The organism is Mucilaginibacter sp. GW821-FHT07H05, from assembly GCF_059418485.1.
On record NZ_JBWKPY010000004.1, the window covers coordinates 307,027 to 321,869 of the forward strand.

The following is a 14,843-nucleotide window of genomic DNA, read 5'->3' on the forward strand; positions in this document are numbered from 1 at the left end:
TTAAAAAAACAGGGACTAAACACAATTAATGCATCCACCAACGGGCACAGCCGAACTTGAATTGATAGGTCTGTGCAAAAAAGGCAATCTTAAACACCAGGAAATGCTTTATAAGCATTACTATGGGTTTACTATGGGTATTGCCCAGCGTTATTGCCTAAACCGAGATGATGCTATGGAGGTGGTGAACGATGGTTTTATAAAGGTGTTTAAAACCATTGAAAATTATAATATGGACAAGCCTTTTAAAGCCTGGCTGCGCACCATTGTAGTAAATACAGCGATAGACAGGCGCCGCAAGGAGTTGAAACACCAGTTAAATATAGAACTGGACAGCGCTATGCCTATTAGCGGTGGTACCTATATTATTGAAACCATTAATGCCCAGGATATTTTAAAACTGATGGATACACTGCCGGGCATACAACGAGCCATTTTTAACTTGTATGAAATTGATGGTTACAGCCACGATGAGATTGCCAATATGCTAAACATCGCGGTAAGCAGCAGCCGGGTTTATTTAACCAGGGCAAAAGAAAAATTAAGGAAATTATTAGTTGCGGCCCCATGATGGACGAGGATAAATTACATAACGAACTGAACAACCGCATCCAAAGGGTATTCGATAATTACGAGGATACCACCGCAGATGAAGGCTGGGCATTGCTGCGCCAAAAATTCCCGGAAGAGAAGAAAGACCGCGGACTGGGCTGGTTATGGTATGCCGCCGCCGCTATAGTGTTGCTTGGTATAGGCTTATGGTTTATGGAAAAACCGGTTGAAAACAAAAACCTGGTAGTTAAAAATTCAAAAACGACAGTGCAACCGGATCATAAAACTAACGGGCCTGCTCCTGTTGATTCGTCGGTTAACCGCGCCGAAAACACGATGGCGCAAAGCGGCACGCAACAACAGCAGCAGCAAGCAAACCCCATAGCGCAACAGCAGCAGATGCAACCTTCGCCAGGTTTGCAGCAGGTACAAACACAGGTTAATCAATTGGCCAATAACCAGGTTCAAAAAGGATCGTCAACCAATCCGGCAAATGTGCCGCCTGTGGGCGCATCCACTGCAAAAACAGGTATAGATTCCATATTGAATAAAAACACCGCGACAAATATCATCGCCAGCAACCAGCAAAAACCTGGCGCATCTGTTAAACCGGCAGATACCGCCGCTAATGCTAACAATGCAGGCCAATACATTGCCGCGAAACCTGTTGACGCGCCTAAACCGGCAGATGCGGCCAAAACAAACTCGGCCGAGGCGATGAACAGGCTGTTGGCCGAAAAAGGCCCGGCTAATAAAGAACCAACGAAAAATATTAAACGAGGTATGATCAGCGTATACGCGGCAACCTATTTTAACTATGCGCAGGGGAGCGAGAATAATATTAACATAGGCGCCGGTTTCAGTTCCGATTTCCGCATCAGCAATAAGCTGAAGCTATCAACCGGTTTGGCTATAGCGCAAAACTCATTGAAGTACAATAATAGTCAGCCAGCGGTACCTAACAACGGCCGGGCTAATTCCGCCGCTGCAGCCGATGTGGTATCTACTCCGGCGCAAGGTGCGCTCAACCAGGTAGCCGGCGTATCTTCCGGTACGGCTAATGCGTTTGCTATAGTGCCGACTTTAAAAAATTACAATGCCAGTTTAATAGGTTTGGATCTGCCTATCAATTTAAAATACCAGTTTAATCCGCAAAAAAGCGACACGTATATATCGGCTGGTTTAAGTTCGGGAACGTTTATTAATGAAACTTATATACTGAACTATACTTCGGCACAGCGCGAAGAGCAAAATACCACACGCACCAGCTTTAGCGGTTTCGATTTTGCAAAAACCCTTAATGTTTCTTTTGGCGTTGGCTACCCGCTGGGTAAAAGCAATCGCTTAATTGTTGAACCGTTTTTGAAATATCCGCTGGATGGTTTAGGATCGCAACAGATCAAGTTCGGGGCGGGCGGTATCAACCTGAAACTGAATTTTAACGCGGCAAAAAAGTAATCTGGTAATAGCTTAAGGGCACTTTTCGCGCACATATTTCAGGTAACCGGCATATAATGGTTGCTGTACCATGCGCTTTAAGGCAACCACATGCGGATCAGCCAGGTTAGTGCCCTCGCTCCTTAGCTTCATAAATTTAAGTCCGGTTTTTAAGGGCAGGCAATCGCCGTTTTCGGCTATCTCCTTTGTTTTTAGTAAGGAGTACTCAAAAGCAGCCTGCTCGCTATCGTTAGTATTGCGGTTAGCCGGGGGTACAGTCATAAAGTAATGCAGGTGGCCAATTTCATGATATAGCACTACAATCAGCCGGTCATCGCCAAAATTGGGCTGTTCGTTTTCCAGGTATTTAATATCAATAAAAATATTGCCTTTAGGCCCTGCCTTAGCCGGCCCGGCATCGGCCCCCGTGCTGCGTACAAAGATCACTCTTTTGATGAGGCTATCATGAGCTACAATGAATTTATACTCACGGTAAAACTTGGGAAATTTAGTAGCGCAATTGTTAATTACCCTGGCAGCCGTAGCGCTATCTACCAGGGCGTCCATCTGCGCAAACGACCTGACAGTGAGTAAAGCGAATAACAGGAAAAGCGAAATCCGTCTCATTTTTTCAAATTTTATTTAAACTTAATTGCCTTCACCGGAGATATGCGGCTCACCAGCATAGAAGGAATGATGAGCACCAGTAACGATATGACCAAAGTGCCCGCATTCAGCAGCAGCACATCCAGCCATTCTAATTGTACGGGTACAAATTTCATGTAATAGGATGTTTCATCCAGCTTAAACAGATGCGTTTTAAACTGCAGCAAGCCCAAACCTATGCCTAAAATATTGCCCAATAATAAGCCCAGGCCAATCAGGTACAGGGCGTTATATAAAAATATCTTTTGGATCTTCCAGTTGGTGCAGCCCATGGCTTTTAGCATGCCTATCATGGTGGTACGTTCCAGTATCATAATCAGCAGGGCCGATATCATATTGATCACCGCTACTACCAGCATCAGCCCTAATATTACCTGCGTATTGGTATCCAGCAATTGCAGCCAGCCAAAAATAGTAGGATAATTATCGCTTACCGTATACGATTTCAGCTCTACAGGCATGATGTCCCTTATTTGCCCGTTATCCTGATCTATTTTTTCAAAATCGCGCACACGCAACTCATAGCCGCCAATCTCGTTCGGTTTCCAGTTATTCAGTGTCTGGATCAGGGATAAACTGCCTACCACAAAAGCTTTGTTCACATCTTCTACCCCGGCGTCATAAATACCGGTAATGGTAAACGGGCGCCTGCGCAGGTTTTCCTGCACAAAATACATGATAAACTTATCGCCTAATTTCAGTTTTAACCTGTTGGCTGTATAAACTGAGATGATGATCTGCTTGCGGGCGTCCGTATCTGTAAAATCGATCACTTTACCGGCAACCAGGTTTTTTTTAAAGAACGACCAATCGTAATTTTTATCTACCCCCTTTAGCACTACGCCTTCAATTTCGTTATGTGCTTTAATAATGCCCGGTTTGGTGGCAAAAGGCATCATATGGGTGATGTATGGACTTGATTTTATGCGCTGGATAAATTGGCTGTCTACCTGCACGGGTGAGTTTTCGAACGAGTTATTCAGATCGTATTTAAAAATGGTGATATCGCCCGAGAAACCCCGAACTTTTTCCCTGATCTCTTGTTTAAATCCTTTTACAATGGCTACCGACAAGATCATTACTCCCAAACCCAGCATAATGCCAATAATGGCTATCCGTACGATTAGCTTAGAAAAAGTACGTTTTGATTTGAAACTGATACGGGCAGCTATGAACCTTGAAAAACTCAATGCAGATGATTTTTTGTATTTTAGCAAATATGCAGAATTAAGGCGAAAATGGCCGTATTTTGCGTCAAGAAGGAAATCGTTTTTAATATGGTGGTGATTTAACCACAAAGGCCACAAAGAAAGAAACCACAAAGGGCACAGAGATTTTATTAGGAATTGATTGAATAAAAGCGCTGTGACTATGTAGTTAAACTCCAATTTGTATGGTGGCGATTTGAACGGCTTCTTTGAAATATCGAACAGGGTTATAATTTTTTTAGATAATGAATAAAAATACGTTGATTTTATTACCGGCCATATTTTGCATGTTGGGTGCCTGTGCTCAAAATACCCAAAACAGCAATAGTGCAAGTTTGCCTGCACCATTGCACGGTGATCCGGTATATCATTCAAATACTACTAAGGCAACCACACCGCCCAGCAGCAAGAACATCCAAACCGGCGCCGACCAAACCGCGCTTTACCTGCCTTATTTAAAAGGCAAGCGCGTGGGTATGGTGATTAACCAAACATCGGTAATAGGTAAAAATCTGGGCTTTAGCGTAGATAGTTTAGTAAAGCTGGGGGTTAATGTGAAAAAGATCTTCGGGCCCGAGCATGGCTTTAGAGGTAACGCGGCCGATGGCGGCAAGGTAGAGGATACGGTTGACCCTAAAACTGGTATCCCCGCATTATCCCTGTACGGTAGCCGTAAGCACAAACCCCGCCCTGCCGATTTGAAAGACCTTGACCTGCTGATATTTGATATGCAGGATGTAGGCGCGCGCTTTTATACTTATATCACCACCCTGCATTATGTAATGGAAGCCTGTGCCGAAAACAACCTGGAGCTGATGATACTGGACAGGCCCAACCCTAACGGCTATTTGGTTGACGGGCCGGTGTTGGATACCGCGTTCCGCTCATCTGTCGGGATGCACCCTATACCCATTAGTCACGGGATGACGCTGGGCGAATACGCGCAAATGATCAACGGCGAGGGTTGGTTGAAGGGCCATATTAAATGCAAACTGAAGATTATTAAAGTGGCTAATTACGAGCACGCTATGCTGTACAAAGTACCTATTAACCCATCGCCAAACTTAAGTACCAATCAATCGGTATTGCTATACCCCAGCATTTGTTTGTTTGAGGGCACTACCCTTAGCCTGGGCAGGGGTACCGAATTTCCGTTCCAGGTGGCAGGGCACCCACTGTTAAAGGATAAATATAAGTTCAGCTTTACACCGCATAGCATCCCCGGCGTAAGCGATAATCCGCCGCAAAAAGATGTTACCTGCTATGGCATTGATTTACGTAAATATGACACGGATAAGTTTTGGAAAAGTGGTAAATTAAACCTGTCGTGGATAATGGACCTGTACAAGGTATTTCCGGACAAGGCGCACTTTTTTACAGCTTATTTTACCAAGCTAACCGGGTCGGAAGAAATGCGCAAGCAGATAGAGACCGGTAAAACTGAAGAGGAAATAAGATTGAGCTGGGAACCCGCGTTAAGCCGGTATAAGCTGATGAGGCAAAAGTACTTGTTATATAAATAATATACGGTTCACTAAAAATTCACACTTAAAACGTAGCATTACTGTATATATGAGAATAGTATTCATGGGTACGCCCGAATTCGCGGTAGCATCACTGGAAGCTTTGATAGATTCGGGCGCTGATATTGTAGGCGTAGTAACCGCTCCGGATAAACCGGCGGGCCGCGGGCGAAAGCTTAGTGAATCGGCTGTGAAGCAAAACGCAGTGGCCAGGGGCATTAAAGTGCTGCAGCCCGAAAAGCTGAAAAGTCCTGAATTTTTAGAAGAACTAAAAGCGTTAAAAGCCGATCTGCAGGTAGTGGTGGCATTCCGCATGCTGCCCGAAGCTGTTTGGAATATGCCCCCAAAAGGCACCATTAACCTGCATGCTTCACTATTGCCGCAATACCGTGGCGCGGCCCCTATTAACTGGGCTATTATTAACGGCGAAAAAGAAAGCGGCGTAACTACTTTTTTGCTGAAGCATGATATTGATACCGGCAATGTGCTCTTCACAGAAAAGGTTACCCTTACCGGGGAAGAAACCGCCGGCGAATTACACGACCGCCTGATGCATAAAGGCGCCGGTCTGCTGGTGAAAACAGTTAAGGCCATTGAAAGCGGCCGTTACCACGAACATCCGCAGGATAGCTTTGAGGCTGCGGATATTAAACACGCGCCCAAACTATCTAAGGAAACAGGGAACATAGACTTTTTGCAACCCGTAGAAACGGTTTATAATTTGATACGCGGCCTAAGCCCATCGCCCGCCGCTTATACTACCCTGAATGGTAAAACCCTGAAGATCTATAAGGCTACAAAAGAAATAAAAGAACCCGGCATACAACCCGGCGGTTTTTTAACCGACAGCAAAACTTATCTTAAGTTTGCCTGCCAGGATGGTTTTGTATGTGTAACAGATTTGCAGTTAGAAGGTAAAAAACGCATGGATGTGGAAGCATTTTTGCGGGGCGCGGGTTTGTAGTTGCTATCAAATTAATTGGCAACCGGATACAGCTTTGCCTTATAGATCCCCTTCTTTTCATAAACCTCCCGGTTCATTGTAAAATGAAATTCCGACATCTGGTTCAGGTAAACATTAATGGGTTCCAGGCCCACTTGTTTTCTTCGCTCATCTAAAGCCGAACTATCTGCTACCGGCCTGGGTAATGCCTGGCAAGTACTAAGATTATAGGTTACCTGTGTGCCATAAAGTTGTTTGTGACCGGTATTCAGGTTTACCCTATCGGTTAAATACGCAAAGTTTTTAGGGTCGGCATTGCCTTTATCAACCTCCTTTTTCATGGCGGTTAAAATTTTACGCTGAAAATCCGGGTTTTTATCGCAGTGCTGCACCATCAGCCAAAAATGATTAGAACCCTTTTTGCCTACCAGGTCGTAACCGGGGTATCCATACTGGTTAAATATTTTGTCTAAGATCTTCTGGTGGGTAGTAAACACACTATCTTTATATAAAGCCCATTGCTGCTGATCCATATTTGCAAACCTGCCGGTGGCCGGCTTTACGTTGGCCGCAATCTGGTCAATGGTTACCCAATTGGCCAGGCTATCTGCCAATGCGGTATTAAGCTCCGTTTTCTTTTGGGCAAAAGCTGTGGTAGCGGCCATGCAAAAAACCATTACAAGCATTACCGACCTTGTTATTTTATTAAAACCTGATGCTATATTCGTTTTCATAAGTTTGTTCATATAATGAAGCAAAATTAGCTTGCAGACTTACCCTAAAATTGTATTTTTCGGCCAATAAGACATTTAGATACCGGGGATTTTACCATTACAACTTATTCAACTCGTCCATTAAGTCTTTACTTAACTTGTTAAAATAGCGTTTAACGCCGTAGCCCATTACCCATTGTATACCACGGGTGGCATTGGTTAAAAACACTTCATCGGCCTCGTATAAAATTTCGGGGTTGATCTGGGCTTCGGTAACCGGGATATTGTTTTTAAGGGCCAGATCGATCACCACCTGCCGCATTACACCCTCTACACAACCCTCGCTTAAGGCAGGCGTATACAGGTGGTTTTGATACCATACAAATACGTTTGAACTGCTGGCTTCGCACAAAAATTTATTTTGGTTCAGGATAAAAACATCCTCCAGCTTTTGCTGATTTTTAAAGATACCCGCCATTACATAAGTAAGGGAATTGCACGATTTGATGTTGGAGAGGTAATTCAGCGGTTTACCCAATTCGGTAAATACATCCATAATCAGGCCTTTCTCGTTCAAAAAATATCGTGGCTCATCCATGGGCTGCAGCTCCATGCAAAAGCCGGCTTTGTTTTGGGTTGGGGTATACAAACCACCGGCATCCCGGTAAACGGTGAGCCTGATACGGCCATGTTTACACTTATTACGTGCAGCCAATGTTTCTGTCCTGTCTTTTAAAAACCAGGTGTCCATTTGCGAGTAGCCATCAATTTTAAGCGCCTTCATTCCGCGTTGCAGGCGGTCGGCGTGCAAATCGGCAAACTTCAGCTCTCCTTTCATCAACCGCATGCTCTCAAACAAGCCATCGCCATATTTAAATGCACGATTGGACACGCTCAATACTTTGCTGTCGGCAGGTAAAATCTCGTCGTTAAAATTGATAAATGTGGGTTGCATTTCCTGATTATAAACTACTGATTAACCATTTTATTCTGCCGATGTTGCAGTATAATTACGCCATTTTTTTAAAACCGACTCAAAGTCCTGTGGCAAAGGTGCTTCAAAATAAATATTTTCTTTTTTTGTGGGATGCTTAAACCCTAAGCTTTGCGCGTGAAGCGCCTGGCGTGGCATCAGCTCAAAGCAGTTTTCTACAAACTGTTTGTATTTGGTAAACACCGTGCCTTTTAAAATTTTATCGCCACCATAGGTAGCATCACTAAATAATGGGTGCCCAATATGCTTCATATGCGCGCGGATCTGGTGCGTGCGGCCGGTCTCCAGCTTACATTCTATCAGGGTAACATAGCCCATGCGTTCTAACACCTTGTAGTGTGTAACCGACCATTTGCCCTTCTCCTCGTCATCGTAAATAGCCATCACGCGCCTGTCGCCAACACTGCGGCCAATATAGCCGGTAACGGTGCCATCGTCGGGTAAATCGCCCCAAACCAGGGCTATATACTTACGATTAATGGTATGCTCGTAAAACTGATGGGCCAGGTAGGTCATAGAGCGCTCGTTCTTACTGATCAGCAGCAAGCCCGAGGTATCCTTATCAATGCGGTGCACCAGCCCGGGGCGGCCATCGTTACCCGGCAGCGTAGGCAATTGCTGAAAGTGATATACCAGCGCGTTCACCAACGTACCGGTATAATTATTATAGCCGGGATGCACCACCATACCGGCGGCTTTGTTTACGATCAGCACATCATCATCCTCGTAAACAATATTAATGGGGAGATTTTCGGGGTAAACTTCGGTATCGCGCGGTGGGTGCGGCAGCACTACCGATATCACATCCAGCGGTTTAACTTTATAGCTGGCCTTAATAGCTTTATCGTTCACCAGCACATTGCCGGCATCAATTGCGTTTTGTATGCGGTTGCGCGATGCGTTTTCAATGCGGTGCATTAAAAACTTATCTATCCGCAGCAGCGATTGGCCTTTATCTACAATTACCCTTAAATGCTCATAAAAGTCCTGTTCCTCAATATCTTGCAGGTCGGTGTTATTTACCATGGATTGCAAAAATACTTGTTTTTTAATATTAAATACCTCAATATTGTTTAATTATAAACCAACCTAATTATTTATGAAAAAACTTTACTTCCTGATTATTGCCGCGTTATTGTTAACGCCGGCACTAAAAACCTATGCGCAAAACAGCGATGACGGCTTTAGTCAGCTGATCAAATCCAGTCCGGCTGATGCCACCAAACTATTGCAGGCTTATGCCGAACCCATGTTCAGGGGCTTTGGTACGGGATTAAACGGAGGCTGGAATAATACCGCCAAAACCAAGTCGTTATTACATTTTGATTTACGTATTACCGTTAGCGGCGCCCAGGTACCAACCAGCGACCGTACTTTTGATGTCACCAAGATCGGCTTATCGAACCACCTTACACCTAACGATGCTTCAAAAACCATTGCCCCTACTTTTGGTGGCGATGATGTTGATGGCCCCGTTATGCGTATTAATGATGATAATGGCGCTAAGATCAGCACGTTCACTATGCCTAAGGGTATATTTAAATATGTTCCTGCACCCAATGTTCAGTTAACTATTGGCCTTGTACATAACACCGATATTACTATCCGTACCATACCCAAAATCAATCTTGGCGATGATGCCGGTAAAGTTGGCATGATAGGCTTTGGTGTTAAGCATAATATTATGCAGGATTTTGCAAAGGCAGGCGTGCCAAAACCGTTCGATCTGGCTATCGCGGTAAACTATAACCGTATTAATTACAGCAAAACCCTAAGTGTACAACCAGGAACCGCGTTGCCTGCGCCTGGCAATACTAATACAAACTTCAGTAATCAAAGTATCGACGCGCACTTTAGCGGCACCAACGTACAGGCAATTATCTCTAAAAAATTAATGTTCTTTACACCATTCCTGGCGGTAGCTTACCAAACTTCCAGCACCGAGTTTGGTGTATTGGGTAATTACCCTATTACCTCTACTGTTCCGGGCCAGGGCGCCTTTTATACCACCATTACCGATCCTGTGCACATTAACGAAACCAGCATCAGCGGTATGCGCGCCGATATCGGTTTTCAAATGAACTTAGCTATATTGCGCATCTATGTATCTGTCAGTACCGGCAAATACGCGTCGGGCAATGCAGGCATAGGCTTTGGTTTTTAATATTTGAATGCACAAAATAGATCTCGAAATTTTCAGCCCCGTTCATCAGCTACAGCATCAACTGTTTGATGAAAAGGGGCTGAAAGTTTTTATCAAACGCGACGACCTGATACACCCCGTTATATCGGGCAATAAATGGCGCAAGCTAAAATACCTGCTGATAAAAGCACAAGCCGAAGGCAAAAATCACCTGGTAACCTTTGGCGGCGCTTATTCTAACCACTTACTGGCTACTGCCGCCGCGGCGGCAAGGTTCGGCTTTAAAACAACCGGCATTGTGCGTGGCGAGGATGTGCAAAACGATACGCTGTTTATGTGCCGCCTGCATGGTATGCAACTGTTATTTACCGACAGGGAAAGCTACCGCGATAAGCCGGCGCTTTTTCAAAAACACTTCGGGGATGATAGCGATGCTTTTTTTATTGACGAAGGTGGCGCGTCGATTGAAGCGGCACAGGGCTGCAGTGAACTAATTGCCGAACTACCCCAACCATACCAGCACCTGTTTTGCGCCTGCGGAACGGGGACTACCGCAGCAGGTATCATCAATGGATTGCATCAGCAGCAATTACCTACCCAATTTCACGCCGTACCTGTTTTTAAAAACGGGGAGTTTATGCGGGATGAGATTGGCAAATACCTGATACCTCACCCTGCCCTCTCCAAAGAAGAGGGTTCTTATATTATCCATACCGATTATCACTTTGGCGGATACGGAAAAACTACCCCTGAGCTGATTGATTTTATTAAGGAATTTGTAGCCGATACCGGGATATTAATTGAACCCATTTACACCGGCAAAATGCTTTACGCTATTTTTGACCTGGCACGTAAAGATCACTTTATGCCGGGTAGCAGTATACTCGCCATCCATAGCGGCGGCATTTGGGGTTTATTGGGGATGAAGGATAAGTTTATACAATCGCAGCCCTAAAAATTAATCTTCCGCTCACGGGCTATCACCTGCCATTCGCCGGTTACCTGGTGATCTTCTACCGTAGCCATACTGCCATACAATGCAACCGTTGGGCAAATATGTGCCGGCAAACCGTAAAATACATCGCCCACCTTATACCGATGCTCTATACCGGCATCAACAATTAAATGCTCTTCGCTTTGGCTAACGATAGTGAGTTGCGGCGCATTGATAAACGCTACACGCCTGGTTAACGGCTGCTCGGCCGCTACCGATTTATGGCCCAGGTCCAGGCAAAGCAAACCCGGCCCTGGTAATGATACCACCCTGGTAAGCACCAAAGCAGCCGGTAAAAAATCCAATTCGGGATAGGCCTGCCGGTAGTTAGCATCCCAGTATACAAACGTGCCCGGGCTGCATTCCACATCAGGCATTTGCGCGTAGATCCCAAAGTTGGGGCTACCGCCTATTACAATTACCGGCATGGCAATACCGGCATTGGTTATTTCTTTTTTTAAGTTGTTTATTGTATCAAGGATCTTGTTGACTTGATCTTGCCGCTCGCTTAAATCAGCCGTATCTGCATGTCCATCGTAAGCGTGTAAGCCTATCGGTTTAATGCCTTGTAAGGTAAGGCAGGTTTGATATAGTTGCAAAGCGCCGTTATCTGCATCAATCCCGGTTCGGTTCATCCCTACGTTTAAATCGATATAAACCGGTAAGGTCAATTGCCGGCTTCGCGCGGCCGCGGCCATTAACGCGGCGTTATCGGCATCATCTGCCAAACAAGCAAATGCTGTATCCGGATAATGCCGGATCAACTGCAACAGCCTTTCTATTTTAGGCCCCACCGGCTGATAGGCCAACAATACATCTGGCGCTTTACACATAGCCAGCATTTCGGCTTCGGCAATGGTGGCGCATTTAAATTTGGTTATACCGGCATCAAGCATCATCTGCACCACCTGTGCGCACTTGTGCGTTTTTACATGTGGCCGTAACCGCGATAAATCGCCGATGATTTTTTTAGCAGCAGCAATATTATGGCGCACCCTATCGGGATAAACAATAAGTGCGGGGGTATCTATTTTATGAACGTCGGTAATATCAAACCAGTTGGTTATTTTCATGGGTATTGAGCGTTATTTTCAGCGCTTTTTTCACATTAAATATACACTAAAAATATATCTGCCGGCAAAACCAAATCTATTATCAGTTCAAAAACTAACTTTAAATTGTTTAAACCTACTTTTTGGCACTTCGGTTCAAAAACCGCCTGAATTAGCTTATTTAAGGGTTTTTAGGTAAATTTGCATAAACCGTTAAGCCCATGTATAACCTGAAAATCAGTCCGGAGAACGTTAAAGCATCATTAAGCAAACACATTTTAGCCGATGGGTTCGACCTTACTTTTGATATGGAAAAAAGCGAGGGCGTACACATCTACGATTCGAAAAATAAACGCCGCCTACTCGATTTTTTTACCTGCTTTGCTTCGGTGCCATTAGGTTATAATCACCCCAAAATGCTGGCCGACGACGCCTTCACCAAAAGCCTGATGCTGGCCGCGTTAACCAATCCTTCCAACTCGGATATTTATACCGAGCAATACGCCCAGTTTGTGGATACTTTCGATCGGGTGGGTATACCCGACTATTTGCCGCACGCCTTTTTTGTGGCCGGCGGAGGCTTAGCTATAGAGAATGCCCTAAAGGCCGCTATGGACTGGAAAGTACAGAAAAACTTTGCCAGGGGGTATACTACCGAAAAGGGTTTTAAGGTTTTACATTTTGAACATGCTTTTCATGGGCGTACCGGCTATACCTTAAGTTTAACCAACACTATACCAGTCAAAACCAAATGGTTTGCCAAATTTGACTGGCCACGGGTAAGCACCCCTATTATGCAGTTCCCGGAGACGGAACAAAATCAGCAGGAGTTATTAAATCTTGAAGCCGCATCTATCGCACAAATTAAACAGGCCTTTACCGATAATCCCGACGATATTTGCGCCATTATTATTGAACCCGTACAATCCGAAGGCGGAGATAACCACATCAGCACGCGGTTTATGCAAACCCTGCGCCAACTGGCCGACGAGCATGAAGCCTTATTGATTTATGATGAGATACAAACCGGCGTTGGCCTTACCGGCAAATTCTGGTGCCACCAGCACTTTGGGCCCGATGCCCGGCCTGATATCATCGCCTTTGGCAAAAAGATGCAGGTATGCGGCATACTGGCCGGGAAACGGATTGATGAAGTAGAGGGGAATGTGTTTAAAGTATCGTCGCGCATTAACTCTACCTGGGGTGGTAATTTGGTTGATATGGTACGCTCATCCAAAATTATGGAAATTATGGACGAGGATGGCCTTTGTAATAATGCCGCGCAAATGGGCGCTTACCTGCAGCAACAATTGCTAAAATTATCTCAAAAACACGGCATCATCAGCAACGTACGTGGCAAGGGCTTGTTAACTGCTTTTGATTTCCCCGGCAAGGAGCAACGCGACCAGTTTATTACACAGGGGCTTGAGCACAACGTGATGTTTTTAGGATGTGCCGATAAAACCATACGTTTTAGGCCGGCGCTGATTATGGAGCAAAAACACATAGATGAAGGGCTGGATGTTATGGAGAAAATAATAAGCAGGCTATAGTGTTAACATAGTGTAATAATATTGCTACAGGCATGCTATTTCAACTCAAATAATACTTTTTTTACGCGTAAGAATACTATAATTGCCTCCACAAGCGTTTTCCGATAAACGCTCACTACACTACTACTATTTAATAAGCAATATCCTAATGTATTGTGCTATTGATACTATCTATTTTCTAATTTTAATTAGGGAGCTACTACACTATTTATCATGAGTAAACAAACTGAAAAATTAAAGAAACAATTAATTGAGATTTCCGAGGTGGTTAACCTGTTTAAATCCGAAGCCGTGCAGGTTAAAGTGATTGACAGATTATTTGATGTGATGATTGATGCGGAAAGATCTGAAGCCGATACGGAAACATTTAACAAACGGGGCCCAAAACAAAGAATAAACGGCTCGCACTATGAGCATGCAACATCCCGTAAAAAACCGGGAGCTACCAAAGTGCTGAACCAGTTATTAACCGGCACCGATTTTTTTGATACTCATCGCTCCATATCATCCATAGCCGATTATTGCAAAACTAACTACGACTCTGATTTTAAAACATCCGAATTATCCGGGATCCTTTTAAAATTAGCTAACGAGCATAAGCTAAAGCGCGAGCGCAGCAATACCAACAATCGCTTTGAGTATGTAAAAGCGTAATTTACTGTAAATCACATTAAAGGGGAAACCCCGCGGTAATTGCCGCGGGGTTTTTTGTTGTATAAAAACCAAACTAATTAGTAACTTCATATGTTTATCTAATATCCTTAAAACCAATACGATGAAAAAGTTTAGCTACACCTTTATGGCAATCGGGCTTATACTGATGATTGTTGGGAGTTTGATATGGCCGCATCTTAACCATGTAAACATGGTTGATTCGAATCCGTGGACGATTTATATTAATGGTTATAAATCATTCCGCTGGCCCATCTTTTTAGGGGGTATCATATTTGTAATCGGCGTTATGGATATGACTACCTGGAATACCCCAAAAGGCCGGAGATTTGATTGAACTTGTTATCCAGAATAACAACGTTATTTCTTTGATCCGGTAACCCCGTATAAACT

The 14,843-nt window shown here is 44.3% G+C and carries 15 protein-coding genes; 9 read left to right on the plus strand and 6 right to left on the minus strand.

Features of this window, described 5'->3' with window-relative positions; all coding sequences use genetic code 11:
* Positions 1–28: 28 nt before the first annotated feature.
* Positions 29–571, plus strand: coding sequence for an RNA polymerase sigma factor (locus AC07M6_RS12480; RefSeq protein WP_494889836.1), 543 nt, complete (start codon positions 29–31; stop codon positions 569–571).
* The gene (locus AC07M6_RS12485) at positions 568–2,010 is read left to right on the plus strand and encodes a hypothetical protein (protein ID WP_494889838.1); all 1,443 of its coding nucleotides are present in this window, start codon (positions 568–570) and stop codon (positions 2,008–2,010) included. Before AC07M6_RS12480 ends, AC07M6_RS12485 begins: the two co-directional genes overlap by 4 nt.
* A gap of 12 nt (positions 2,011–2,022) precedes the next feature.
* Here the strand turns inward: AC07M6_RS12485 and AC07M6_RS12490 are convergent, their stop codons facing one another.
* Positions 2,023–2,616 carry a hypothetical protein gene (locus AC07M6_RS12490; RefSeq protein ID WP_494889840.1) on the minus strand — a complete coding sequence of 198 codons (594 nt, stop codon included), beginning with the start codon at positions 2,614–2,616 and terminating at the stop codon, positions 2,023–2,025.
* Between the two features lie 11 nt (positions 2,617–2,627).
* On the minus strand, positions 2,628–3,872 hold the full coding sequence (locus AC07M6_RS12495) for an ABC transporter permease (protein ID WP_494889842.1): 1,245 nt from the start codon (positions 3,870–3,872) through the stop codon (positions 2,628–2,630).
* A gap of 236 nt (positions 3,873–4,108) precedes the next feature.
* Between AC07M6_RS12495 and AC07M6_RS12500 the strand changes: the two genes are divergently transcribed.
* The gene (locus tag AC07M6_RS12500) at positions 4,109–5,386 is read left to right on the plus strand and encodes an exo-beta-N-acetylmuramidase NamZ family protein (RefSeq protein WP_494889844.1); all 1,278 of its coding nucleotides are present in this window, start codon (positions 4,109–4,111) and stop codon (positions 5,384–5,386) included.
* 49 nt (positions 5,387–5,435) lie between these two features.
* Entirely contained in the window at positions 5,436–6,350 is a 915-nt protein-coding gene (fmt, locus tag AC07M6_RS12505; RefSeq protein WP_494889846.1) for a methionyl-tRNA formyltransferase, read from the plus strand.
* An 11-nt stretch (positions 6,351–6,361) separates the two neighbouring features.
* Here fmt and AC07M6_RS12510 read toward each other — a convergent pair whose 3' ends face one another.
* The 3 genes from AC07M6_RS12510 to AC07M6_RS12520 form a co-directional block, all read right to left on the minus strand.
* Positions 6,362–7,063, minus strand: a complete 702-nt coding sequence (locus tag AC07M6_RS12510) for a DUF6624 domain-containing protein (RefSeq protein ID WP_494889848.1) — start codon at positions 7,061–7,063, stop codon at positions 6,362–6,364.
* Positions 7,064–7,160: 97 nt separating this feature from the next.
* Positions 7,161–7,997 (minus strand): aminotransferase class IV, encoded by an 837-nt coding sequence (locus AC07M6_RS12515; protein WP_494889850.1) that lies wholly within the window; start codon positions 7,995–7,997, stop codon positions 7,161–7,163.
* Positions 7,998–8,027: 30 nt separating this feature from the next.
* The gene (locus AC07M6_RS12520) at positions 8,028–9,062 is read right to left on the minus strand and encodes an RluA family pseudouridine synthase (RefSeq protein ID WP_494889852.1); all 1,035 of its coding nucleotides are present in this window, start codon (positions 9,060–9,062) and stop codon (positions 8,028–8,030) included.
* A 73-nt stretch (positions 9,063–9,135) separates the two neighbouring features.
* Here AC07M6_RS12520 and AC07M6_RS12525 point away from each other — a divergent pair, with 73 nt between their 5' ends.
* The gene (locus AC07M6_RS12525) at positions 9,136–10,200 is read left to right on the plus strand and encodes a DUF6588 family protein (RefSeq protein WP_494889854.1); all 1,065 of its coding nucleotides are present in this window, start codon (positions 9,136–9,138) and stop codon (positions 10,198–10,200) included.
* A gap of 7 nt (positions 10,201–10,207) precedes the next feature.
* Positions 10,208–11,134 carry a 1-aminocyclopropane-1-carboxylate deaminase/D-cysteine desulfhydrase gene (locus AC07M6_RS12530; protein WP_494889856.1) on the plus strand — a complete coding sequence of 309 codons (927 nt, stop codon included), beginning with the start codon at positions 10,208–10,210 and terminating at the stop codon, positions 11,132–11,134.
* Here AC07M6_RS12530 and AC07M6_RS12535 read toward each other — a convergent pair.
* A complete protein-coding gene (locus tag AC07M6_RS12535) occupies positions 11,131–12,246 on the minus strand; it encodes a D-TA family PLP-dependent enzyme (protein WP_494889858.1) in 1,116 nt (371 codons plus the stop codon). The two genes, AC07M6_RS12530 and AC07M6_RS12535, sit on opposite strands and share 4 nt — an antisense overlap.
* A gap of 200 nt (positions 12,247–12,446) precedes the next feature.
* Between AC07M6_RS12535 and lat the strand changes: the two genes are divergently transcribed.
* The 3 genes from lat (at position 12,447) to AC07M6_RS12550 (ending at position 14,787) form a co-directional block, all read left to right on the plus strand.
* On the plus strand, positions 12,447–13,778 hold the full coding sequence (gene lat / locus AC07M6_RS12540; RefSeq protein ID WP_494889860.1) for an L-lysine 6-transaminase: 1,332 nt from the start codon (positions 12,447–12,449) through the stop codon (positions 13,776–13,778).
* 213 nt (positions 13,779–13,991) lie between these two features.
* On the plus strand, positions 13,992–14,432 hold the full coding sequence (locus AC07M6_RS12545) for a hypothetical protein (protein WP_494889861.1): 441 nt from the start codon (positions 13,992–13,994) through the stop codon (positions 14,430–14,432).
* A gap of 121 nt (positions 14,433–14,553) precedes the next feature.
* The gene (locus AC07M6_RS12550; RefSeq protein WP_494889863.1) at positions 14,554–14,787 is read left to right on the plus strand and encodes a hypothetical protein; all 234 of its coding nucleotides are present in this window, start codon (positions 14,554–14,556) and stop codon (positions 14,785–14,787) included.
* The last annotated feature ends 56 nt before the right edge of the window (positions 14,788–14,843 follow it).